Here is a 22,110-nt window from a genome sequence, read left to right as displayed (position 1 = left end):
GCGATTGAGTGATGGGTCACATGCCCGGGCGCGGATCACTCCCCGCGCTGACGGGCCGGGTCGTAGAGGTGTGACTGGGCGCAGGTGGCGGGGATGTTCATCGCACGGCCGACGAGGATGACGGCGGCTTGGCGCAGACCCGCCGATTCGACCTGGGCGGCGATGTCGGCGAGGGTGCCGCGCAGGACCATTTGTTCGGGCTGACTGGCTCGGTAGACGACGGCGACCGGGCAGGTTGAGCCGTATTCCTCGGCCAGTTCGTCGGCGAGGGTTTCGATCCTCGTGATGGCCAGGTGCAGCACGAGGGTGGCGCCGGTGGCGGCGAAGTTCGCCAGGGCCTCACCCTCGGGCATCTTCGTCGAGCGGGCCTGGGTGCGGGTCAGGACCACCGACTGCACCACCTCGGGGACAGTGAGTTCGGTGCCGAGGACGGCCGCGGCCGCCGCGTAGGCGGGGACGCCGGGGGTGATGTCCCAGGGGACGCCGTGTGCGTCGAGGCGGCGGGTTTGTTCGGTGAGTGCCGAATAGATGGACGGGTCGCCCGAGCACAGGCGGGCGACGTCTTTACCCGCCTCATGGGCCCGCACGAGGTGGGCGGTGATCTGGTCCAGGTCGAGGCGCTGGGTGTCGATCAGTTCCGTGCCGGGCGCGCAGTGGGCCAGTACCTCGGGGTCGAGGTAGGTGCCCGCGTACAGGCAGACCGGGCTGTCGCGCAGGAAGTTCACCGCGCGCACCGTGAGCAGGTCGGCAGCGCCGGGGCCCGCCCCGATGAAATGCACCGTCATGGCAGCAGCGTAGAACGCCGAGAAGGTCTCAGCTCATTCGCGCCCGGACAAAGGTCGAGGCGAGGTGCAGGTTGTCGGCCGGGTTCATGTCGGTGCTCGCACTCGACGCGTGCAGGAACGAGGTGATCAGCGCCAGGCGCTGTGGCGCTTCGAGGACGACGCTGAAGGTCCGGGTCTCACCCGCTTCGAGGGTGGGGAGCCGGAATCGCACATGCGTTTGCCGCACCTCACCGCCGCCGGGATCGAGCAGGCGGTGCCAGCCCTGGGTCGACAGCCGGGCTTCGACGTCGGCGGCTTGTCGTCCGCCGACATTGGTGACGGTGACGGTCGCGGTCACCCGCTGGCCGGGGTCGGCGGTGCGGGGTAGGTCGAGGTGCACGCCGACGTCGCTGGGGTGGTCGCCCGGCGAACCGCCGACCTTCAGCACCCACAGCGTCATCGTGCCGCGGCTGGGCGCCACGCCGGACTCCGCGTCGCCCGAGTAGTCGGCGGTGATCAGATGAGTGCCGAAGCCCAGGTGGGAGACGTCGACATCACGGGCGATGGCGAGCCCGGCGTCGACCGGGACCGGTGCGCCGAGCGGCTTGCCGTCTGCGGAGAACTGGACGGTGCCGGTGTCCATCGCGCCTGCGGGGTCACGGGTGACCGTCGCGGTGAGGTCGAGTTGCTCGAAGTAGGTGACCGGGTTGTGGCCGGCGCTCACCTTCGTCGTCGAGGTGGCGGTGTACACGGTGAGTTCGGCCCGGCCTGTCGACTGTTCGTAGACCTCGTCACCGGAATAGTGCGCCTCGACCGTGCCTGAGCCTGCCCGCAACGGCGGCGAACTCGCCGTGCCGTCCGGGCCGAGGCTCACCGGATCGCCCAGTGCGGAACCGTTCTGGGAGAACTGAATGGCGCCGGTGGGTTTCGGCGCGTCCGGCTTCGGCGTCGGCACGGTGACGGTGGCGCCGACGACCGCACCGGCGAGCACCGGCGATGGCGGGAGGGTCAGGTGGACCTCGGTGGGCACCTTCACCGTCTGCACCAGCACCCCGACACTGCCGAAGACCGGTGCGAACACCCTGCTCGGGTCGTCGGCCAGATAGGTCGCGAGCACGTGGTGGGTGCCGGGCCGCAGGCCGTCGACCGGCGGCAGGGTCGCCACCCCGTCGACCAGCTCGATGGGTCCCGGTGTCGCGACACCGTCGATCTCGAAGCGCACATGCCCGGTGGGTGTCCCGAACGCCGGTGTGGTTCCCGGCTTCTGGCTCACCTTCGCGCTGAAACCGACCGGTTCACCGACCTGGGCGATGTGGTTCGGCGCGGTCGTCGTCACCTCGATCTCGGTCGGCACCTGGTCGTCGTGCAGCCGGAACACCGCGCCGCCGATCAGGTGTGCCGGATCGTCGGTGGCCGACGCGTCGACCAGGAAACCGCCGGGCAGTTCGCCCTGCCGCGTCGCGGGCAGCGCGGTCAGGTTCACCTGGGCGTAGCCGTCGGCGTCGGTGGTCGCCCGGATCGTGTCGCGGCCGTTGTCGAACACGGCGGCGGGCGGCTGGCCGGCGGGCATGGCGAAGGTGATCGACTTGCCCGCCTGCGGTCCGTGGATCGCGTCGACGAAGCGCACCCGCAGCGGTTCGGCGAAGGGCTGTCCCGAGTAGGCGCTCTGGCTGTTGCCGGAGATCAGTTCCACCCGACTGCGTTTCGACGGGATCGGGACGATCAGCTGCACCTTGCCGTCGTTGAGCCGGTCCCGGTTCCCATGACTGCCGTCGGGCCCGTTGTAGAAGTGCGGTGGCTGGTTCGCGACGCTGTCGACGATCGACTCGCCGCCGCCCCCACCGCCACCGCCACCGTCGTTGCCGTCCTGCGCGCCGTGGCCCTTGCCGCCGCCGTGACTGCCGCCGCCACCGCCACCGCCCCCACCGCCGGTGGAGCTGCCGGTGGCGTGGCCGCCGTGCACGCCACGCTCGCTGCCGCCCTCACCGCCGAAGCCGCCACCGAAGCCGCCACTGGTGCCGTCGCCGGGCTGGGGACCGCCGTCGCCACCGTCGCCACCATCGGCGCTGAAGCCGTTGCCCCCGCCGCCGCCACCACCCCCGGCGACGATGATCGGCCGGTTGTCCGAGGACGGTCGAGTGCCGCAGTCGGCGGCGTTCTGGCTCACCGCCGACGCGCCACCACCGCCCGCCCCGCTGTAGGACGCGCCGGAGTCGGCGGTGCCACGCGCCCCGCCGGTCCCGTATCCCCAGCCGCCGCCGGGCCCGCCGTAATGCCCGACATCGATCTTCAGCTGTTTGCGTTCCTGCACCGCGATCACCGCCTGCACACCGCTGCCCGCGCCACCGGTGCCCACATCGCCGAAGTCGTGACCACCGCCCGCGCCGGACCCGCCGAGTACGTCGGCGAAGATCTCATCCACGCCGTCGCCGACGCAGTAGTACTGCGCGGATTCGCCGTGCACACCGAAAGTCGTCGTGCGGACACCGTCGGCCGAGGTGAGGAACAGGACGTAGCCGTCACCGGAGACCGACGCGGTGGTCACGCTCGCCTTCGAAAGGCTCGGCGACGCATACGAAGTCCCGCCACCACCACCCGCGCCACCGGCGCCCGGCGCGGCGTGCGGTCCGTGCGTGATCGGTGTCTCCGGTGCGGCCGCTCCGCCGCAGCCGCCGCCCTGTCCGGCACCCCCCAGGTAGCCACCGCCCCCGCCGCCCCCGCCACCACCGCCGCCGGTCTTGTCGAAGGTGTGGCCCGCACCGCCCGCGCGGGTGCCGCCGCAGGTCAGACCGCTCGGCGTGGTGCCCGCCGGGTTGTTCTCTCCCGCTCCGCCGGTCCACGGCGGGCCTTCCTGCCAGCCGACCGCCGCGCTGCCGTCGCCACCGTCACCGCCGTCGCGACGGGAGCCGCCACCGCAATAGAAGAACGTCGAATCCTGCACGGGCGACACGGAATAGCAGTCCGGGGCGTTGCCACCCGCGCCGCCTCCGCCGCCCGCGACAAGCACGGGCTCGTTGTCGGGCCCGAGCACGGCCGACGCGCCGCCACCACCACCGCCGTCCCAGCCGCTCGAGTAGACCGTGCCGAAATTCGTGAGTTGATCGACCGCTTCACCCCTGGCACCACCGGAGGCGTACGGCGAGAAGCCGCCGTTCTCGCCACCCGCGCACCCGACCTGGACCTGGAACTCCTGCTGCGGACTCACCCGCAGCCCACCGCTGACCTGGCCACCGAGCCCGCCGATGCCGGTGAAGTTCGGGTTCGGCGTCTGACCCTGTCCACCGACCGCCTCGATGTAGAGGCTCGTCGTGCCCGGTGGGACCCGGTAGGTCTGGGTTCGGTCGCTGCAATAGAACACGTCGATCGACAAGCCGGATTCGGGATCCTCGAAATGGTCGGACGTGCGCTGGGCGGCTGGGCCCGGCGGCTGGGCCGACGCGTGCGTCGCGGTGCCGAGCACGAGCACCACACCGACAAGCGTGGCGACCCACGCCTGGGCCGCAGTCCGTCCGGCCATGCCAGAACTCCGTTCGCCGGCCTCGTCGCTTACGAAACTTGTCGAAACGGTAGCCCCGGTTACCGCCCCGACCTGCCAACGACGCGCGTATTTCTGCTGGTCATCGGGGATGTCGATGGGTCTGGCGGAGAAGGAATCCTGGTTCCTTGCGCTCGCTCGGCTGGATGCCCGCCGGGCACGGCAGTAGGTTCGGTGGCGACGAAGGCCGTTGCGACGACGGGCTCCCGATGAGTTGAGGTAGACCATGGAGTTGTCCAAGGGCGCGAACGCACCGGTGCCGTCGAGCGAGGTGCGGGTCACGGTGGCGGCCGACACGGGAGCCGACCTCGCCGCGCTCTTGCTGACCGCCGCCGGAAAGGTGCGCTGCGACAGCGATTTCGTCTTCTACAACCAGCCGGTCGGGCCGGGCGTCGAGGTCGTCTCGGCCGAGGCCGTCCGTGTGTCGTTCGGTGCGTTGCCCGCCGAGATCGACCGGATCGCCTTCACCGTCAGCCTCGACGGCACCGGACCCGCCGATTGGGGCAGGGCCGGACCGCCTCGGATCACGGTGACCGACGAATCGACCGGCGCCCTGCTCGCCGCGTTCACCCCGACCGGGCTCGGGCCGGAGACCGCGCTGATCGCCTGCGAGCTGTACCGGCGCGGGGATGGGTGGAAGGTCCGTGCGGTCGGTCAGGGATACGCGCAGGGGCTGGCGGGTATCGCGACCGATTTCGGCATCAGCGTCGATGACGAACCGGCCCAGGACTCGGCAGCCGGGGCGCAGCCGCCGTCACCCGCCGAGAGCCAGCCTGCCCCACCGCCCGAGGTTCGATCCGCACCGACGACCTCCCCCGAACCACCGCGCTTCGGACGCCCGACGGTCGACCTGTCGAAAGGACATGTGACCCTGCGCAAGAGCGAAACGGTGTCGCTCACCAAGGCCGGTGCACCGCCACTCGCCCAGGTGCGAATGGGCTTGGGCTGGGACCCGGCGACCCACGGCACCAAGATCGACCTCGATGCCTCCGTCATCGCCTACGACGACCGGGCCAAGAAACTCACCAACGTCTGGTTCCTACGTCGCGAGGCATTCGACGGCGCCATCAAACACTCCGGCGACAACCTGACCGGCCACGGTGACGGCGACGACGAGGTCATCACCGTCGACCTGACGGCCCTACCCGCCGAGGTCTACGCCCTGATCTTCACCGTCAATTCCTTCGCGGGCCACAAGTTCGATCAGGTCGGTCGCGCACACTGCCGTCTCCTCGACGACCACACCGGCTCCGAACTGGTCCGCTTCGAACTGTCCCAGGGCGAACCGACCACGGGCGTCTTCCTCGCGATGCTCACCCGCGACGCACACGGCTGGAATATGACTGCGCTCGGGGAGTATGCGAAAGGCGCGACCGTGCGCAAGATGGTCGACCCTGGCAAACGGTTCATCTCGACCAGTCGTTCCAACACCTGATCGCACCGCCGGAGCCGACTCCACGGCGGTGTGGACGGACTGCCAGTAAGTTCGTCTCGGACGGCGAGCGCCGGCACGACGAGGAGGGGCCCATGCGGGTACGGAACAGAGTGAGCGCGTGCCTGCTGGCGGTCGCGTCGGTCACGCTCGCGGGTTGTGGTGACGATGCCGTCAAAGGTCATCCGACGACGGCCATGGACAGCTTCGCGCCTTCCGAGGACAACCAGGACCCGGCGAAGGACATCCCCGGTGTCGTCACCGCCGCATACCCGCTCGGCAATCATGTGCCGAGCACGCAGCGGGTGGCGTACACGTCGATCCCGCCGATGGGTGGCACGCACGATGCGGTGTGGGCGGCCTGCGACGGTGTCGTCTATCCCGAGGGCATCCGGACCGAGAACGCGGTGCACTCGATGGAACACGGCGCGGTGTGGATCGCCTACGACCCCGCGCGGGTGAGTGCGGACGATCAGGCGACGCTGCGGAACAAGGTGCAGGGCAGGACATACACCTTCATGTCGCCCATCCCGAACATGGCCGATCCGATCTCGCTGCAGTCGTGGGGCCACCAGCTCGTCCCCGACAGTGCGACCGACGCGCGCGTCGACCAGTTCATCACCGCCCTGCGCAACAACCCTTACACCACACCGGAACCCGGCGCTTCCTGCAGCAATCCGATCTTCGACCGCGATCCCGCGCCTTATGACCCGTCCGCTCCCGGCCTGGACGCCGCACCGATGAACAACGAGCCCGTCTTCCCGACCGAAGTACCCGTCCTCCCGCCCGAACCGGATGTGCCCGCGCCCCGCTGACCTACCCGGTCATGTCGAAATGCGCGATGACCTTCGTCGGCCGCACCCGCACCACGAGCTCCCCCGGCACCCCGTTGCGCTTGCCGAACTCCTCGGCCCGGTCCGCACCCATGTACCGGGCGGCGATCGCGGTCGCGGTCCGCACCAGCTCCGCCGGATCCTCCGACAACTCGACCGTCCCCTGCACCTCCACCAGCCCATAGGGTGGCTCTTCCAGATCCACACAGACCGCAACCCGGGGATCCCGCGCGAACGCCCGTCCCTTCGCGGTCTCCTTCCCGGTGTTGAACACCAGCTCATCGCCTTCCACGATGAACCAGATCGGCGTCACCAACGGCCGCCCGTCCTTGGCCGTGAACGCCACCTTGCCCGTCCGTGTGCCGTGGGAAAGGAACTCTCGCACCTGAGGATCCGTCAGGGAAGTCATGTGCCCAGCGTAGGCCCCTCCCCCGCCGCCACCCAGGAACCCGCGAGGCCTGTCGCTCCTCGCGGGAGGGGCAGACTGGACTGATGGACCAGCTGATCGTCGTCGATGCGGCCAACGTCATCGGTTCGCGCCCCGACGGGTGGTGGAAGGACCGAGCCGGTGCCGCCCGGCGATTGCTTGCCGAACTCGCCGGCCTCACCGACACCACCGATGTCATCGTGGTGCTCGAAGGTGCCGCGAAAGCAAGCGCGGACGCGGCCTCCGCCCCGCTGAAAGCCGTTCTCGCCGAAAGGTCGGGCGACGATACGATCGTCGACGTGGTCGCCACCGAGGACTACGCCACGATCATCGTAGTTACCGCCGACCGGGAGTTGCGCGTAAGAGTCGCAGCGCATGGCGCCGAGACAGTCGGCCCGAGCTGGCTGTGGAATCAGATCGCCGACAGTCGGGATTCGGCCGCCCGCCTGAGCATGGACGATGACGACATCGACTTCGAACCGACTTCGCTCGACATAGACCCGCAGGTCCCCGACCTATGACCTGACTAGTCGAAGGTGGATCGGTCTCCGATCGACTGATCGCGCTGGTCGTCAGGTGCGTTCGAATCGAATGTCGCGATTCCCAAGGACTTCCAGGCGGCGAGCAACTTCCCGTCACCAGATGCCGCAACTAGGTCAGGGTCATCGAGTTGTGCGGCGACCGCGCAATGGACGGCGTCGTAACCCCGAAGCGCATAACGCTCCGCGAAGACCGCCGCAGTTTGGACCAACCTCTCATCTACCTCGGTCACGTCGAGTTGTTGCCACAGTTCGTCCCGCAAACGCGAAGCCGTGCGAAATGCCGAGGTGTCGAGCCTGCCCATCCGGTGCGCTTGAGCCAATGCCGCTGCCGATTCGACATAGAGCAGCCGACTTGCGACGACGTCGTCAGCGAGATCCCAGAACCGTCTACATGCGGCACTGTTGGGCTCTACGACCAGCAGCGGGATGAACGCCGACGTATCGAAGTAGCCGATCACCGGCGCTGATCATCGATCAGATCGGACACGATTCCACTGCCCTGAACCGGTTCCGGTGCGGGTTGCTTACGCTTTCGAGCCGGCTGAATTCGCCCCTCCGCCCGCAGCTGCTCCAGTGCGGTCAGCCGATCAACAGGGACGATCCGGGCGATCGGCTTGCCGTGATCGGTCACTGTCACCGTCCGGCCCGCTCGCACGTCAGCCAGATAGCTACTGAGATGGTCCCGCAGGCCCCGCACACCGATCTCCATGACGCTCCTTATAGTGGCGACAAATGCATAACTAATTGTAGCCACTGTCGGCCGATATCAGAGCGCACGTCGCTGCCGCGCGGTCGCCACGGCCGAGGTCCGGGATTTCACCCCGAGCTTGGCGTAGATGTGCACCAGATGCGACTTCACCGTCGTCTCGCTGAGGAAAAGCTGCTTGGCGATGTCCCGATTGGACAACCCGGCCTCGACCAGCCGCAGCACCTCGACCTCTCGCGGGCTGAGTGTGGTGTCGGCGCGCCGGACCCTGGTCATCAGGCGCGACGCGACCGTCGGCGAGAGCACGCTCTCCCCCGCCGCGGCGGCGCGTACCGCGGCGAGGAGTTCTGCGGGCGGGGTGTCCTTGAGCAGGTAGCCGACGGCACCCGCCTCGATAGCGCCGAGGATGTCGGCATCGGTGTCGTAATTGGTGACCACGAGGACCTCGGGCGGGTCGGGGAGAGCGCGCAGGCTCGCCGTCGCAAAGGCGCCGGTGCGGCCGTCCCCGAAGCGCAGATCCATCAGCACCAGGTCGACCGGATTCGCGGCGCAGAAGGCCACCGCCGCGTCGGCGTCGGCGGCATCGCCGACGACAGTGATGTCGCCTGCCGCCTCGAGCAGGGCGCGCAGACCGGCCCGCACGATGGCGTGGTCGTCGGCGAGCAGCAGCCGGATCATGCGCCCGCTCCCAGGGGAAAGGACGCGGTGACAGCCGTGTGTCCCGGTTCCGATTCGATGGTCATCCGTCCGCCCTGTTGCTCGACGCGGCTGCGCATCGCGGCCAATCCGTATGCCCCGGAGCGTGGCCTGCGTAGGACCTCGGTATCGATGCCGACGCCGTCGTCGACGATATCGAGGTGCACGTCGGTGTCGTCGTAGGTGAGGGTGACTCGCATACGCGAGGCGGCGGCGTGCTGCACCACATTGGCCACGGCGCTCTGCGCGATCCGCACCAGCGCCGCCTCCACCGGCATCGGCAGCTGTTCCGGTTCGCCTTCCACCAGCAGTTGGGTCGACAGCGTGGCCGTCCCCGCGCGTTCGCAGATCCGGTCCAGCGCCTCGGCCAGCGACTGTCCTTCCAGCGCGGCGGGCGCCAATTCGTGGATGAGCCTTCGGGTTTCGGCCAGATCGGCGGCGGCGGTCTCGCGGGCGAGCCGAATCCGGTCCAGCACCGGGTGATCCGGCGCGGCCTGTTCGGCTGCGTGCAGGAGCAACTGGATGCTGCTGAGCCCCTGGGCGACGGTGTCGTGGATCTCCTTGGCTAGGCGCTCGCGTTCGGCGAGCCTGCCCGCCGTGCGTTCCCGGTCGGCGAGAACCGCCCTGGTGCTGACCAACTCGTCGATCAAGCGTTCACGTTCGACGGCCTCGCGATACAGCGCCTGATACCCGAACCCGATCCCGACAGCGACCAGCGCACCGAGCACCGGCCCGACCACCGCCCCCGCCGACCAGCCACGATGCGCCGCGAATCCGACCACTCCGACCACCGTCGCCAGTACAACGGCGGCGATGCCCCATGGCCTCGGCAGCAGGTGCAGGTAGACGAAGAACAGTCCGAAAGCGAGGTAGACCGCGTCGGGAGTGAACCCGAGCAGAGCCAGCCACAGCCCGGTGAGCGCAGCCAGCCACACCCAGACGATCCGCGGGCTCCGATCGCCCGAGCGCAGCGGCATCTCGGTGCCGGCGAAGTAGACGACCAACCACAGCACCGTGAACCCCACCACGAGGGCACCGTGTCCGCCCCCGCCGGGCAGCAGCGCCCGCACCGCAACGACCACGGCCAGCACCGTCACCAGCACGTGCAGACCGAGGCGCAGGGTGGTGACGACCGGCGTCAGCAGGGACGACTTCACCCGACCAGCTTATGTGCGGCTATCGCGGCGGCATCCATCGAAAGGTGTAAACACGGGCCGACCTTGGATGGACCAGATTTCCTGCGCCGGTGCGATGGCACGGCACGCGCATCCGACGAGGGTGGAGGCATGTTCGTCGCACTCCGAGATCTGCGGGCCGCCCGCGGACGATTCCTGTTGATCACCACAGTTGTCCTGCTGGTCGCTGTGCTTGTCAGCTTCCTCAGTGGTCTCACCGCCGGGCTGGCCCACCAGAACATCTCCGCCGTCCAGGGCCTGCGCGCCGACCGGGTGGTGTTCGCCGACACCGGCGCCGCCCCCTCCTTCGACTCCTCGGTGCTCACCGAGGAACAGCTCGCGCAGTGGCGGGCGGTTAACGGGATCGAGGTCACCCCGATCGGCATCTCGCGTGCCCGTGCCGAACACGCGGGCGGGAGCCCGGGACAGGTCGCGGTGTTCGGCGGCGATCCGTCCGCATTCAGCAATCGCCCTGCTACCGCACCGGGTGCGGTGGTGCTGAGTGTCGGTGCCGCGCGCGAACTGGCCGCGGACACCGGCGACACCGTGGTGCTGGCCGGGCGCGAGTTCACCGTCGCCGACGTCGCCGGTGACGAGTGGTACAGCCACACCCCGGTGCTCTGGACGAGCATGTCGGATTGGCAGGCGGTAAGCCCCCGCGCCGGCGCGGCAACGGTTCTCGCCGTGCTCGGCTACGACCCCCGCGACAATCTCGACGCCGAAGCCGGGACGCACACGGTTGCCGCCCGCGACGCCGTCGCGGCGATCGGCTCCTATCAGGCCGAGAACAGCTCGCTCACCTTGATGACGGTGCTGCTGTTCGCCATTTCCGCGCTGGTGATCGGCGCCTTCTTCACCGTGTGGACGGTGCAGCGGCAGCCGGATATCGCCACGTTGAAGGCCCTCGGCGCGACTTCGGGTTCGCTGGTGCTCGACGCATTGGCGCAGGCGGCGATCGTGCTCGTCACCGGTGTCGCGGCCGGCCTGGGTATCACCGCGACCGCCGCACTGTTCATCGGTGACGCAATGCCCTTCGTGCTCTCGCTCTCGACGACTCTGTTGCCCGCGCTCGCCCTGATCGTGCTTGGTCTCGCCGGTGCCGCGGTCGCGCTGCGCTTCCTGTTCACCACCGATCCACTGACCGCGCTCGGCGCGACTCGCTGAAGGACTTCCCATGGCGCTCACCCTCGCTGATGTCACGCTCACCTATCCCGACGGCGCCGGGCGGCTCACCGCGCTCGACACGGTGGACCTGCATGTGCCCGGCGGCACGATCGCCGCTGTCACCGGTGCGTCCGGGTCGGGCAAGTCAAGCCTGCTCGCCGTCGCCGCAACCCTGATCCGACCCGACGAGGGCTCAGTGATGCTCGAAACAGGCACGGGCAGAGTCGATCTCGAGAGGCTCAACAGGAGGGAAGCGGCCACCGTCCGCCGCACCATGATGGGCATCGTCTTCCAGCAGCCTAATCTCATTCCGGCACTGACAGCGGTCGAACAGCTGGAGGTCACCGCGCACCTCGGCGGGAGCGCGTTCTTTCGGTCGCCCGCTCGGCGGGACGTAACCGGTTCGCGTGCAAGGGAGCTACTCGACGCGGTCGGCTTGTCCGCGCACGCGGACAAGCGTCCGGCTCAGCTCTCCGGCGGACAGCGTCAGCGGGTCAATATCGCCCGCGCCCTGATGAACGACCCCTCCCTGCTCGTGGTCGACGAACCGACCAGCGCGCTGGACTCCGAGCGCGGCGCCGCGATCATCGATCTCATCACCACCATCGCCCGCGACCACCGCGCCGCCACCATCCTGGTCACCCACGATCCCACCCACCTGCACCGCATGGACGCCGTCTACCGCATGAACGACGGCCGGCTGGCCCCGCTGGACCTCCCGGTCACCGTGGACGGGTGAGCGATCCGGAATCCTCGGACCCGATCCGCTCGACGCAGCCCCGCAGGCCCCCGAGTGCGGCCAATGCCATCTCTCGCAGCACCGGCCGAGCCTTGGCCGCACTCGCCGCCGATGCGCTGTGCGGCGTGGAGTTGATCAAACCGAAGGCGGCGTGGGCCTGGATGCGGGCAGTGTCCTCAGGGAGGGCGGGGGTCAGTTCACGGAGAACTTCGACCCACACCTCCACATATTGACGCTGGGTGCGGCGCAGGACTCGGCGTTCGGGGGTGGGGACCTTGTCGAGGTCGCGGTCTTGGATGCGGATGAGTTCGGGGTTGCCGAAGGCGAAGTCGAGGTGGAAGTCGACCAGGCCGGCGAGGGCTTCGGCGGCCGTCGACGATTCGGCGACCACGGCGCGGCCGCCGGCGAGCAGATGCTCACTGATGCCGACGAGCAGTTCGACCAGCAGTGCCTCTTTGTTCGCGAAGTGCCGGTAGACGGCGGGTCCGCTGATACCGACGGCGGCGCCCAGGTCGTCGAGGCGCACACCGAGGAAACCCCGGTCGGCGATCAACCGGGCGCCTGCCGTGAGCAACTGCTCGCGGCGCTGCGCCTTGAGCTGCTCGCGCCGGGTCGCCTGGACGGGTTCGGCCACCGGCGCTCCTTCCACCTCTGGACAACTTGGTTAATCAACATTAACCTGAATTTCAGTTATTGGCGATTAACCGGATGGCAGGATGGCCCGATGACGGTGACACACGACCTCGGCAACGACACCGAGGCCGCCACGAGCAATCGAGACGCGCACCTCGCCCTGGTGGCGGACCTGCGGCAACGGCTGGCCACGACCGCGCTCGGCGGCCCGCAGAAGTCGCGCGAACGCCACGTCGCCCGGGGCAAGCTCCTCCCCCGCGACCGCATCGACGAACTACTCGACCCGGGCAGCCCCTTCCTCGAGCTGGCGCCCCTGGCGGGCAACGGCATGTACGACGACGAATGCCCCGGCGCGGGCGTGATCGCGGGCATCGGCCGGATCGCGGGCCGGCAATGCCTGGTGCTGGCCAACGACCCGACGGTCAAGGGCGGCACCTACTACCCGATCACGGTGAAGAAGCACCTGCGCGCCCAGGAGGTGGCCGCGCAGAACAACCTGCCGTGCGTGTACCTGGTCGAGTCCGGCGGCGGGTTCCTGCCCCGCCAGGACGAGGTGTTTCCCGACCGCGACCACTTCGGCCGCATCTTCTACAACCAAGCGAACATGAGCGCGCGCGGCATCGCGCAGATCGCGGCTGTGCTCGGCTCGTGCACCGCCGGTGGCGCGTATGTGCCCGCGATGGCCGACGAGGCCGTGATCGTGCGCGACCAGGGCACCATCTTCCTCGGCGGCCCGCCGCTGGTGAAGGCGGCGACCGGCGAGGTCGTCACCGCCGAGGAACTGGGCGGTGGCCTGCTGCATTCGCGCACTTCCGGCGTCACCGATCATCTCGCCGACGACGACCGCGACGCGCTGCGCATCGTGCGCAATATCGTCTCGACGCTCGGCCCGCGCCCCGAGGCCCCGTGGGAGGTGCTGCCGAGCACCCCGCCCGCCAAGCCCGAGGACGAGCTCTACGACGTGGTCCCCGTCGACCCGCGCACACCGTACGACGTGCGCGAGGTGATCGACCGGATCGTCGACGGCGAGAGCGGTTTCCAGGAATTCAAGGCCGAGTACGGCAAGACCCTGGTCACCGGTTTCGCCCGCATCCACGGTCATCCGGTTGGCATCGTCGCCAACAACGGCGTGCTGTTCAGCGAATCCGCCATGAAGGGCGCGCATTTCATCGAACTGTGCGACAAGCGCAAGATTCCGCTGCTGTTCCTGCAGAACATCACCGGCTTCATGGTCGGCCGCGACTACGAGGCCGGTGGTATCGCCAAGCACGGCGCGAAGATGGTCACCGCGGTGGCGTGCGCGCGGGTGCCGAAGCTGACGGTGGTGATCGGCGGTTCCTACGGTGCGGGCAACTACTCCATGTGCGGGCGCGCGTATTCGCCGCGCTTCCTGTGGATGTGGCCGAACGCCCGCATCTCGGTGATGGGTGGCGAGCAGGCCGCCTCGGTGCTGGCCACGGTGCGCGGCGACCAGCTCGACAGCGCGGGCAAGCCCTGGTCGGCCGAGGATCAGGAGGCATTCAAGGCCCCGATCCGCGAGCAGTACGAAACCCAGGGCAACCCCTACTACGCGACGGCGCGCATCTGGGACGACGGCGTGATCGCCCCCACCGACACCAGAACCGTGCTCGGACTAGCCCTTTCGGTGTGTGCGCAAGCGCCACTCGAACCCGTTTCCTACGGCGTCTTCCGGATGTGAGCGACATGCTGAACAAATCCCAACCCGTCGAATTCGACACCGTCCTGGTCGCCAATCGCGGTGAGATCGCGGTGCGCGTCATCAAGACGTTGCGTGCCATGGGCATTCGTTCCGTCGCGGTGTACAGCGACGCCGACAAGAACGCGCGCCATGTGCGCGAGGCCGATGTCGCGGTGCGACTCGGCCCGGCGCCCGCGCGCGAGAGCTACTTGTCGATCGAGAAGGTCGTCGACGCCGCTGTGCGTTCCGGCGCGCAGGCGGTGCACCCGGGTTATGGCTTCCTGTCGGAGAATTCGGCGTTCGCCGCCGCATTGGCCGATGCGGGCATCGTCTTCCTCGGACCGCCCGCCAAGGCCATCGAGGTGATGGGCGACAAGATCACCGCGAAGAAGACGGTGACGGCGTTCGGTGTGCCGGTGGTCCCCGGCATCGCCGAACCCGGCCTCACCGACGACCAATTGATCACCGCCGCACCCGATATCGGCTATCCCGTGTTGGTGAAGCCGTCGGCCGGTGGTGGTGGCAAGGGCATGCGCCTGGTCGAGCGGGCCGAGGACCTGCCCGCCGCGCTGGTGAGCGCCCGCCGCGAAGCCGGCGCCGCCTTCGGCGACGACACCCTGTTCCTGGAACGTTTCGTCACCCGGCCACGGCACATCGAAGTGCAGGTGCTGGCAGACGCTTTCGGCAATGTGGTGCACCTGGGCGAGCGCGAGTGCAGTTTGCAGCGCAGGCATCAGAAGGTCATCGAGGAGGCACCCTCGCCGCTGCTCGACGCCGCCACCCGGGCCCGGATCGGCACCGCGGCCTGCAATACCGCGCGCAGCGTCGACTACGTGGGCGCGGGCACCGTGGAGTTCATCGTCTCGGCCGACCGGCCCGACGAGTTCTTCTTCATGGAGATGAACACGCGACTGCAGGTGGAACACCCGGTGACCGAGATGGTCACCGGCATCGACCTGGTGGAATGCCAGGTCCGGGTGGCCGCCGGGCAGAAACTGGCGCGCACCCAGGACGAGATCCACCTGGTCGGGCACGCGATCGAGGCCCGCGTGTACGCCGAGGACCCGGGCCGCGGATTCCTGCCCACCGGTGGCACGGTGCTCGCCCTGACCGAGCCGGAAGGCGAGGGCATCCGGGTGGATTCGGGGCTGTCCGTGGGAACCGTGGTCGGCAGCGACTACGACCCGATGCTGTCGAAGGTGATCGCCCGCGGCAACACCCGCGCCGATGCGCTCGCCGCGCTCGACCGGGCGCTGGAACAGACGGTGTTGCTCGGTGTCACCAGCAATATCGAGTTCCTGCGCTTCCTGCTGGCCGACGACGATGTGCAGGCGGGCCGCCTCGACACCGCGCTGCTCGACCGCCGCGTCACCGACTTCGCCCCCGCCGAGCCGACCGATGACGAATTCATCGCCGCCGCCACGTATCACTGGCTGCGTCGCTGGCCGAAGCCCGATGCCGACCTGTGGTCGATTCCGTCGGGCTGGCGACTCGGAACGCCGGCGCCGACCGCGATCCGGCTCGCTTCGGGCGATCAGGTGCGCCACGTGTTCATCACGGGTACACCGGATTCCGCCAATGTGTGGTTGGCGAACGACACACAAGACCCGGGCAGCCCGCAGCACCCGGCTACATCGCAACGCCCCGGCGATCCGGTCGCCTGCTCACTGACAGCCGCGCTGCTCGACGACGGACTCGCACTCACCGTGAACGGCCTGCGACGCACCCTGCGAGTGGCCGAAGCCGACGACCAGCTGTGGGTGAGCGGCAACGGGCGCGTCTGCGTGCTGCGCGAAGTGGCGGAGGCAAGTGTGCGTGGCGATGCCGCGCACGTCGGTGACGCCGAAATCCGCAGCCCCATGCCGGGTTCGGTGATCGCGGCACCGGTCGCGAACGGTGCGACGGTCGCCGTTGGCGATCCGGTGATCGTGATCGAGGCCATGAAGATGGAGCACACCCTCACCGCACCGGTAGCGGGCACGGTGGAGGTGCTCGCCTCGCCTGGCACCCAGGTGAAGCTGGACCAAGTGCTGGTGCGCGTCGTCGCCCATCCCGCCGAAACCGACGACACGAACACGGCCGACGCCGACACCGAACGTGAAGGAACCACCGCATGACCGACTACCTGTCCACCGGTTCCCTGCCGGAGGAATACCGTCAGCTCGCCCTCACCGTGCGCGACTTCGCCCAGCAGGTCGTCGCCCCGGTGTCGGCGAAACACGATGCCGACCACAGCTTTCCGTACGAGGTCGTGGCAGGCATGGCCGACATGGGCCTGTTCGGCCTGCCGTTCCCCGAGGAGTTCGGCGGCATGGGCGGCGACTACTTCGCCCTGTGCCTCGCGCTGGAGGAACTCGGCAAGGTCGACCAGAGCGTGGCCATCACCCTCGAAGCGGGTGTGTCCCTCGGCGCCATGCCGATCTACCGGTTCGGCAACGACGACCAGCGCGCGGAGTGGTTGCCCCAGCTCACCAGCGGGCAGGCGCTGGCCGGTTTCGGCCTCACCGAGCCCGACGCGGGCAGCGACGCCGGTGGCACCAGGACCACGGCCGTCGAGGACGGTGACAGCTGGGTGATCAACGGCAGCAAGCAGTTCATCACCAACTCGGGCACCGACATCACCCGCCTGGTCACCGTCACCGCGGTGACCGGCAACAACGGCGGCAAGAAGGAGATCTCCACGATCCTCGTGCCGACCTCGACGCCGGGTTTCGTGGCCGAGCCCGCCTACAACAAGGTGGGCTGGAACGCCTCCGACACCCATCCGCTGAGCTTCACCGATGTGCGGGTGCCGCGCGAGAACCTGCTCGGTGAGCGCGGTCGCGGTTACGCCAATTTCCTGCGCATCCTCGACGAGGGCCGCATCGCCATCGCCGCGCTCGCGGTCGGCGCCGCGCAGGGCTGTGTGGACGAGAGCGTGCGGTACGCGGGCGAGCGGCAGGCGTTCGGCCAGGCCATCGGCCGCAATCAGGCCATCGCGTTCAAGATCGCCAGGATGGAGGCCCGCGCCCACACCGCGCGCACCGCCTACTACGACGCGGCCGCCCTCATGCTGGCGGGCAAACCGTTCAAGAAGCAGGCCTCGATCGCGAAGATGGTGGCCAGTGAGGCGGCCATGGACAACGCCCGCGACGCCACCCAGATCTTCGGCGGCAACGGGTTCATGAACGAGTACGTGGTGTCCAGGCACTACCGTGACAGCAAGATCCTGGAAATCGGTGAGGGCACAACGGAGGTACAGCTGATGCTGATCGCAAGGGAGCTCGGACTGTGACCGAGAAGCGCGTGGTGCAGCGCGGCCTGTGGTTCGAGGAGTTCGAGATCGGCACGATCTACGAGCACCGGCCCGGCCGCACCATCACCGAGGCCGACAACGTCCTGTTCACCACCCTCACCATGAACACCCAGGCCCTGCACCTGGACGCGGCGTTCGCCGACGCCCAGCCACCGTTCAACCAGCGACTGGTGAATTCGATGTTCACGCTGTCGACGCTGGTGGGGCTCTCGGTGGCCCAGCTCACCCAGGGCACGCTGGTCGCCAACCTCGGCTTCTCCGAGATGACCGTGCCCGCCCCGCTGTTCCACGGCGACACCATGTACGCCGAAACCCTGGTCACCGGCAAACGCGAGTCCAAGAGCCGTCCCGGCGAGGGCATCGTCAGCCTCACGCACACCGCGCGCAACCAGAACGGCGTGGTGGTGGCGACCGCGGTCCGGCAGACCCTGGTACGCAAGGCGCCGACCACATGAGCGCCTGGCAGCCGACGGGTCCGGCCTGGCTGTTCTGCCCCGCCGACCGTCCCGAACGCTTCGCCAAAGCCGCCGCGGCCGCCGACGTGGTGATCCTCGACCTCGAGGACGGCGTGGCCCCCGCCGACAAGGCCGCCGCTCGGCAGGCATTGCTCGACACCCCACTGGACCCGCAGCACACCGTGATCCGCGTGAACGCCGCGGGCACCGACGACCACACCGATGACCTGGCGGTGCTCGCCAAGACCGACTACCGGCGGGTGATGCTGCCCAAGTGCGAGTCCGCCGAGCAGGTGCGCAATCTCGCCGAGTGCGAGGTGATCGTGCTGGTCGAATCACCCCTGGGCGCCGTGCGCGTCACCGAAACGGTGCAGGTGGACAATGCCATCGGGGTGATGTGGGGCGCGGAGGACCTGATCGCCGGGCTCGGCGGCAATGCCAGCAGGCACGCCGACGGCAGCTACCGCGACATCGCCCGGCATGTGCGTTCCACCAGCCTGCTCGCCGCCAAGGCGTTCGGCCGGTTCGCGCTGGATTCGGTGTATCTGAACATCAAGGATCTGGACGGCCTGGCGGCGGAAACGCTCGACGCGGTCGCGGTCGGCTTCGACGGCAAGGTCGCCATCCACCCGAGTCAGGTTCCGGTGATCCGCGCCGGGTACGCGCCCTCCGAGGCCGAAACCGACTGGGCGCGAAGGGTTCTCGCCGAAGTCCCGAACCACCGTGGCGTATTCGCCTTCGAAGGGCGCATGGTGGACGCACCGGTATTGCGTCATGCCGAGCAGATCGTGCGCCGCGCCGACCTGTCCTGAACCGAGGAGGACCACGCCAGTGCAACCACAATGGGTACCGACCGACGACGACATCGCGGCTGCCCGGATCACCGATTTCGCCGCGTTCGTCACCGCCCGCACCGGCGTCTCCTATCCGGACTACCGAGCCCTGTGGCAGTGGTCGGTCGACGACCTCGAGGGGTTCTGGCAGGCGCTGTGGGACTACTTCGAACTCGGTGAGACGGCGGGCGAGGTCCTCGGTTCCCGGGAAATGCCGGGGGCACAATGGTTTCCGGGCACGCGGTTGAACTACGTCGACCAGATCATCCGGATGGCCCAGTTCGGCAGGCCCGCGATCATCGCCCTGCACGAGGACGCCGAACCGCGCGAGATCCTGTGGTCCGACCTCATCGAGCAGGTCACCGTTCTCGCCCGTACCCTGCGGGAACACGGGGTCGAGGCGGGTGACCGGGTGGTGGGGTATCTGCCCGACATCCCGGAGGCGGTCGTCGCCTTCCTCGCGACCGCGAGCATCGGTGCGGTGTGGAGCGCCTGTGGACAGGACTACTCCGCCAAGGCCGCGCTCGACCGGCTCGGACAACTCGACCCGACGGTGCTCGTCACCGCCGACGGCTACCGTTTCGGCGGCAAGGACCACGACAAGCGAGCCGATATCGCCGCGCTGCGAGCAGGGCTGCCCGGTCTGCGCGCGACCGTCGTCGTGCCTCAGCTCGGTCTCTCGGTGCCGGACGCACTGGCCTGGGCCGACACGGTCACCGACGAGAATTTCGGCATCATCGAAACCACCCCGGTCGATTTCGATCATCCGCTGTGGATCGTGTTCTCCTCCGGCACGACGGGACTGCCCAAGGGCATCGTCCACGGCCACGGTGGCGTGCTGCTCGAGCACCTCAAAGCGGTTGCCCTGCAATCCGATATCGGCACCGATGACGTCTTCTTCTGGTACACCAGCCCGAGCTGGATGATGTGGAACTTCCAGGTCGCCGGGTTGCTGGCAGGCGCGACCATCGTCACCTACGACGGCAGCCCCACCGCGGGCGGCCCGGATGCGTTGTGGCGCATCGCCGCCCAGGTCGGTGCCACCGTATTCGGCACCAGCCCAGGGTATGTGCTCGGCTGCATCAAGGCCGGTGCGGTGCCGCGCACCGATCACGACCTGTCCGCCCTGCGCACGGTCGGCATCACCGGTTCGGCGCTGCCGGAGACGAGCGCGCTGTGGCTGAGCGAGAACGTCGGCCCGCGTGTGCAGGTGAGTTCGATCAGCGGTGGCACGGATGTGGTGTCGGCCTTCGCCGGTGGCGCGCCGACCGTACCGGTGTGGCCGGGTGAGCTGTCGGCACCGTATCTCGGGGTGGCTCTCGACGCGTTCGACGAGCAGGGCAAGCCGGTGCGCGGCGAGGTCGGTGAGCTCGTGGTGACCGAGCCGATGCCGTCGATGCCGGTCTATTTCTGGCGCGACGAGGACGGAAAGCGTTACCGCGACGCCTATTTCGACACCTACCCCGGCGTGTGGCGCCACGGCGACTGGATCACCCTCACCGAGCACGGCAGCGTGGTGGTGCACGGACGCTCCGACTCCACCCTCAACCGGCACGGTATCCGCATGGGCAGCGCCGACATCTACCAGGTGGTCGAGCAGTTCCCGGAGATCGCCGAGGCCCTGGTGATCGGCGCCGAACAGCCCGACGGCGGCTACTGGATGCCGCTGTTCGTCGTGCTCGCACCCGGCGCCGAACTCACCGACGAGCTGAAAACCCGGATCAATGCCGCCATCCGAAGCGAGGTCTCGCCCCGGCACGTGCCCGACGAGATCCGCGACGCCCCGGGCATTCCGCACACCCGCACCGGCAAGAAGCTCGAGGTGCCCATCAAGAAGCTCTTCCAGGGCGCCGATCCGGCTCGCGTCGTGGAACGCAGCGCGGTCGACGACCCGGCACTGCTCGACTGGTATGCCCGGATCACGCCCTCCGACACCGTTTAATACACTTCGGGTATGAATGTCGGCGAGTCTCGTGTGGCACGTGGGTCGGTAGTCGATGGTGTGCGGCGCAGGCCGAAGAATCGGCGCGCGCAGATCGCGGCCACCTCGGCGGCGGCGTTCGGGGCCGCCGGGTATCACGGGGTGAGCATGGAGGACATCGCGGCCGCGCTCGGCATCAGCTCGGCCGCGCTGTACCGGCACTACCCCAGTAAGTACGCGTTGTTCCGGGAGGAATTGCTGCGGGTCGGCCAGGCTTTCACCACGGCCGTCGAGGTACCCGCCGAGGTCCGGTCGGCGCCGGAACGGTTGCGGCACAGGCTCGCCGGGCTCATCGGCGCCACCCTCGAGAACCGGGCGACCGTCACGTTGGTGCGCTGGGAGGGTCGCTATCTCGAGCCCGCCGACCGGGCGGTTCTCGATCGGCAGCAGAGTTCCGTCCTCGCCGGGTTCGACCGTGAACTCGCCGTCCTGCGTCCGGAACTGAGTGCCGAGGAGCTACGCCTGGTGTCCACGGCCATGTTCGGCGTGGTCACCAGCCTCGCCGACCACCACGCCGCCCTCCCCGCGCGGGCGGTGCACAAGCTTCTCGGCTCGGCGTGCATGTCGTTGCTCGAGTGCGAGCTTCCGCCTGCCGCAACAGCTTCCGAGCAGTCGGTGCGGGCACAGATCCCCGCCGCGTTCAAACACGAACTGCTGCTGCGCAAAGCGGTCGAGCTGTTCCACGAACGTGGCTACCCGAATGTGAGTGTGGAGGACATCGCCTCCGCCGCCGGTCTTTCCGCCGCTTCGGCGGTCTACCGCTTCTACCGTGGGAAGAGCGACATCCTCGCCGCCGCGTTCCGCCGCGCCGCCGACCGGGTGTCCGGCGCCATCGGTCCCGCCGTCGCGAGCACCCCGCACAGTGCCGCCGCCCTCGATGTGCTGATCGACCAGTTCGTCGCCGACACCTTCGACGAACGCGCTCTCGCGGTGGTCTACTACGCCGAATTCGGCCACGTCCCCGCCGAGGAACGCGCGGTCCTGCGCAATATCCAGCGTCTCAGCGTCCAGGAATGGGCCCGCCTCGTCCGCGAGGTCCGTCCCACCCTCACCCCCGCCGAGGCCCGCTTCCTCGTCCACGCGGCCTTCGCCATGGTCATCGACCTCGGCCAAGCCTTCGGCAACACACCCCTGGCCGGTCGCGCCCGAGTCGGCTTCCTCATGCGCCGGGTACTGCTCGGCTAGTTGTCCCGCCGAAGCC

The 22,110-nt window shown here is 68.8% G+C and carries 19 protein-coding genes and 1 pseudogene; 12 read left to right on the top strand and 8 right to left on the bottom strand.

From position 1 onward, the window contains the following. Positions 1–35: 35 nt before the first annotated feature. Complete coding sequence (cobM, locus tag NI2_RS02140) at positions 36–785, bottom strand: precorrin-4 C(11)-methyltransferase (protein WP_067485280.1); 750 nt, start codon at positions 783–785, stop codon at positions 36–38. 28 nt (positions 786–813) lie between these two features. After that, positions 814–4,281, bottom strand: a complete 3,468-nt coding sequence (locus NI2_RS35510; RefSeq protein WP_067485277.1) for an Ig-like domain-containing protein — start codon at positions 4,279–4,281, stop codon at positions 814–816. Positions 4,282–4,525: 244 nt separating this feature from the next. Between NI2_RS35510 and NI2_RS02130 the strand changes: the two genes are divergently transcribed. Further along, the gene (locus NI2_RS02130; protein ID WP_208115320.1) at positions 4,526–5,734 is read left to right on the top strand and encodes a TerD family protein; all 1,209 of its coding nucleotides are present in this window, start codon (positions 4,526–4,528) and stop codon (positions 5,732–5,734) included. Between the two features lie 92 nt (positions 5,735–5,826). Further along, on the top strand, positions 5,827–6,546 hold the full coding sequence (locus NI2_RS02125; RefSeq protein ID WP_084475784.1) for a thioredoxin-like domain-containing protein: 720 nt from the start codon (positions 5,827–5,829) through the stop codon (positions 6,544–6,546). 1 nt (position 6,547) lies between these two features. Here the strand turns inward: NI2_RS02125 and NI2_RS02120 are convergent, their stop codons facing one another. Beyond that, positions 6,548–6,973, bottom strand: a complete 426-nt coding sequence (locus NI2_RS02120) for a PPOX class F420-dependent oxidoreductase (protein ID WP_067485274.1) — start codon at positions 6,971–6,973, stop codon at positions 6,548–6,550. A gap of 83 nt (positions 6,974–7,056) precedes the next feature. On the opposite strand from NI2_RS02120, the pseudogene NI2_RS02115 reads away from it, so the two are divergent. Then, positions 7,057–7,410 (top strand): annotated as a pseudogene (locus NI2_RS02115) (PIN domain-containing protein); the annotation flags it as partial. Between the two features lie 107 nt (positions 7,411–7,517). Here the strand turns inward: NI2_RS02115 and NI2_RS02110 are convergent. Genes NI2_RS02110 through NI2_RS02095 form a run of 4 tightly spaced genes read right to left on the bottom strand, consistent with a single transcriptional unit; the run spans position 7,518 to position 10,092 of the window. Continuing rightward, positions 7,518–7,991, bottom strand: coding sequence for a type II toxin-antitoxin system VapC family toxin (locus NI2_RS02110; protein WP_067485271.1), 474 nt, complete (start codon positions 7,989–7,991; stop codon positions 7,518–7,520). Continuing rightward, positions 7,988–8,242 carry a type II toxin-antitoxin system Phd/YefM family antitoxin gene (locus tag NI2_RS02105; RefSeq protein ID WP_067485268.1) on the bottom strand — a complete coding sequence of 85 codons (255 nt, stop codon included), beginning with the start codon at positions 8,240–8,242 and terminating at the stop codon, positions 7,988–7,990. The genes NI2_RS02110 and NI2_RS02105 overlap by 4 nt, the downstream gene beginning before the upstream one ends. A 57-nt stretch (positions 8,243–8,299) precedes the next feature. Next, positions 8,300–8,917, bottom strand: a complete 618-nt coding sequence (locus tag NI2_RS02100) for a LuxR C-terminal-related transcriptional regulator (RefSeq protein WP_067485265.1) — start codon at positions 8,915–8,917, stop codon at positions 8,300–8,302. Continuing rightward, positions 8,914–10,092 carry a sensor histidine kinase gene (locus NI2_RS02095; protein ID WP_067485262.1) on the bottom strand — a complete coding sequence of 393 codons (1,179 nt, stop codon included), beginning with the start codon at positions 10,090–10,092 and terminating at the stop codon, positions 8,914–8,916. The genes NI2_RS02100 and NI2_RS02095 overlap by 4 nt, the downstream gene beginning before the upstream one ends. A gap of 129 nt (positions 10,093–10,221) precedes the next feature. Between NI2_RS02095 and NI2_RS02090 the strand changes: the two genes are divergently transcribed. Together NI2_RS02090 and NI2_RS02085 are read left to right on the top strand one after the other, a co-directional pair. After that, positions 10,222–11,274, top strand: a complete 1,053-nt coding sequence (locus NI2_RS02090; RefSeq protein WP_067485259.1) for an ABC transporter permease — start codon at positions 10,222–10,224, stop codon at positions 11,272–11,274. 10 nt (positions 11,275–11,284) lie between these two features. Next, positions 11,285–12,013 carry an ABC transporter ATP-binding protein gene (locus NI2_RS02085; RefSeq protein ID WP_067485255.1) on the top strand — a complete coding sequence of 243 codons (729 nt, stop codon included), beginning with the start codon at positions 11,285–11,287 and terminating at the stop codon, positions 12,011–12,013. On the opposite strand, the gene NI2_RS02080 is transcribed toward NI2_RS02085, so the two are convergent. Next, positions 11,997–12,647 carry an SACE_7040 family transcriptional regulator gene (locus NI2_RS02080; protein WP_067485890.1) on the bottom strand — a complete coding sequence of 217 codons (651 nt, stop codon included), beginning with the start codon at positions 12,645–12,647 and terminating at the stop codon, positions 11,997–11,999. The genes NI2_RS02085 and NI2_RS02080 overlap by 17 nt on opposite strands. 90 nt (positions 12,648–12,737) lie before the next feature. On the opposite strand from NI2_RS02080, the gene NI2_RS02075 reads away from it, so the two are divergent. The 7 genes from NI2_RS02075 to NI2_RS02045 are packed head-to-tail and all read left to right on the top strand — an operon-like array spanning position 12,738 to position 22,094. Continuing rightward, entirely contained in the window at positions 12,738–14,345 is a 1,608-nt protein-coding gene (locus tag NI2_RS02075; protein ID WP_243749761.1) for a carboxyl transferase domain-containing protein, read from the top strand. Positions 14,346–14,350: 5 nt separating this feature from the next. After that, on the top strand, positions 14,351–16,462 hold the full coding sequence (locus tag NI2_RS02070; protein ID WP_067485886.1) for an acetyl/propionyl/methylcrotonyl-CoA carboxylase subunit alpha: 2,112 nt from the start codon (positions 14,351–14,353) through the stop codon (positions 16,460–16,462). Beyond that, complete coding sequence (locus NI2_RS02065) at positions 16,459–17,619, top strand: acyl-CoA dehydrogenase family protein (protein WP_067485252.1); 1,161 nt, start codon at positions 16,459–16,461, stop codon at positions 17,617–17,619. The genes NI2_RS02070 and NI2_RS02065 overlap by 4 nt, the downstream gene beginning before the upstream one ends. After that, a complete protein-coding gene (locus tag NI2_RS02060) occupies positions 17,616–18,095 on the top strand; it encodes a MaoC family dehydratase (protein ID WP_067485249.1) in 480 nt (159 codons plus the stop codon). The genes NI2_RS02065 and NI2_RS02060 overlap by 4 nt, the downstream gene beginning before the upstream one ends. Continuing rightward, positions 18,092–18,907, top strand: a complete 816-nt coding sequence (locus tag NI2_RS02055; protein ID WP_067485246.1) for an HpcH/HpaI aldolase/citrate lyase family protein — start codon at positions 18,092–18,094, stop codon at positions 18,905–18,907. Before NI2_RS02060 ends, NI2_RS02055 begins: the two co-directional genes overlap by 4 nt. A 19-nt stretch (positions 18,908–18,926) precedes the next feature. Then, entirely contained in the window at positions 18,927–20,870 is a 1,944-nt protein-coding gene (locus NI2_RS02050) for an acetoacetate--CoA ligase (protein ID WP_243749762.1), read from the top strand. Between the two features lie 12 nt (positions 20,871–20,882). After that, positions 20,883–22,094 carry a TetR/AcrR family transcriptional regulator gene (locus tag NI2_RS02045; protein ID WP_067485240.1) on the top strand — a complete coding sequence of 404 codons (1,212 nt, stop codon included), beginning with the start codon at positions 20,883–20,885 and terminating at the stop codon, positions 22,092–22,094. Positions 22,095–22,110 lie beyond the last annotated feature (16 nt).

Origin of the sequence: Nocardia ignorata NBRC 108230 (assembly GCF_001612905.1) — a bacterium.
GTDB classification, from domain to species: Bacteria; Actinomycetota; Actinomycetes; order Mycobacteriales; family Mycobacteriaceae; genus Nocardia; species Nocardia ignorata.
Note: the sequence above shows the minus strand (reverse complement) of the source record. Positions and strands in the feature narration are given on the sequence as shown.

What these genes read in the sequence shown, in the direction of transcription:
- cobM (WP_067485280.1), bottom strand. Translation starts at nt 785, where the DNA reads ATGACGGTGCATTTCATCGGGGCGGGCCCCGGCGCTGCCGACCTGCTC.
- NI2_RS35510 (WP_067485277.1), bottom strand. Translation starts at nt 4,281, where the DNA reads ATGGCCGGACGGACTGCGGCCCAGGCGTGGGTCGCCACGCTTGTCGGT.
- NI2_RS02130 (WP_208115320.1), top strand. Translation starts at nt 4,526, where the DNA reads ATGGAGTTGTCCAAGGGCGCGAACGCACCGGTGCCGTCGAGCGAGGTG.
- NI2_RS02125 (WP_084475784.1), top strand. Translation starts at nt 5,827, where the DNA reads ATGCGGGTACGGAACAGAGTGAGCGCGTGCCTGCTGGCGGTCGCGTCG.
- NI2_RS02120 (WP_067485274.1), bottom strand. Translation starts at nt 6,973, where the DNA reads ATGACTTCCCTGACGGATCCTCAGGTGCGAGAGTTCCTTTCCCACGGC.
- NI2_RS02105 (WP_067485268.1), bottom strand. Translation starts at nt 8,242, where the DNA reads ATGGAGATCGGTGTGCGGGGCCTGCGGGACCATCTCAGTAGCTATCTG.
- NI2_RS02100 (WP_067485265.1), bottom strand. Translation starts at nt 8,917, where the DNA reads ATGATCCGGCTGCTGCTCGCCGACGACCACGCCATCGTGCGGGCCGGT.
- NI2_RS02090 (WP_067485259.1), top strand. Translation starts at nt 10,222, where the DNA reads ATGTTCGTCGCACTCCGAGATCTGCGGGCCGCCCGCGGACGATTCCTG.
- NI2_RS02085 (WP_067485255.1), top strand. Translation starts at nt 11,285, where the DNA reads ATGGCGCTCACCCTCGCTGATGTCACGCTCACCTATCCCGACGGCGCC.
- NI2_RS02075 (WP_243749761.1), top strand. Translation starts at nt 12,738, where the DNA reads ATGACGGTGACACACGACCTCGGCAACGACACCGAGGCCGCCACGAGC.
- NI2_RS02070 (WP_067485886.1), top strand. Translation starts at nt 14,351, where the DNA reads ATGCTGAACAAATCCCAACCCGTCGAATTCGACACCGTCCTGGTCGCC.
- NI2_RS02065 (WP_067485252.1), top strand. Translation starts at nt 16,459, where the DNA reads ATGACCGACTACCTGTCCACCGGTTCCCTGCCGGAGGAATACCGTCAG.
- NI2_RS02055 (WP_067485246.1), top strand. Translation starts at nt 18,092, where the DNA reads ATGAGCGCCTGGCAGCCGACGGGTCCGGCCTGGCTGTTCTGCCCCGCC.
- NI2_RS02045 (WP_067485240.1), top strand. Translation starts at nt 20,883, where the DNA reads ATGAATGTCGGCGAGTCTCGTGTGGCACGTGGGTCGGTAGTCGATGGT.